Consider the following 269-nt stretch of genomic DNA (forward strand, 5'->3'; position numbering starts at 1 on the left):
ATTATATGTCTCGGAGGTATACCCAAGTTCGGCTGAAGGGATCGGTCTTGAAAACCGACAGGCGGTGAGAATCGCGCGGGGGTTCGAATCCCTCTACCTCCTCCATTTTTTTAAAATGGTTCAGACATAAATAATAAAATATTTCTTTTTTCCTTCATGGAGGTATACCCAAGTTCGGCTGAAGGGATCGGTCTTGAAAACCGACAGGCGGCGAGAGTCGCGCGGGGGTTCGAATCCCTCTACCTCCTCCATTTTTTAAAAATATTATA

At 45.4% G+C, this 269-nt stretch carries 2 tRNA genes; both read left to right on the forward strand.

Annotation, left to right across the window (positions count from 1 at the left end):
- The first annotated feature begins 12 nt into the window (after positions 1–12).
- Positions 13–105: transfer RNA gene (locus MR113_RS27755), tRNA-Ser, on the forward strand.
- Positions 106–158: 53 nt separating this feature from the next.
- Positions 159–251: transfer RNA gene (locus MR113_RS27760), tRNA-Ser, on the forward strand.
- Positions 252–269 lie beyond the last annotated feature (18 nt).

Origin of the sequence: Bacillus cereus group sp. BfR-BA-01379, assembly GCF_022663605.1 — a bacterium.
GTDB lineage: Bacteria > Bacillota > Bacilli > Bacillales > Bacillaceae_G > Bacillus_A > Bacillus_A mobilis.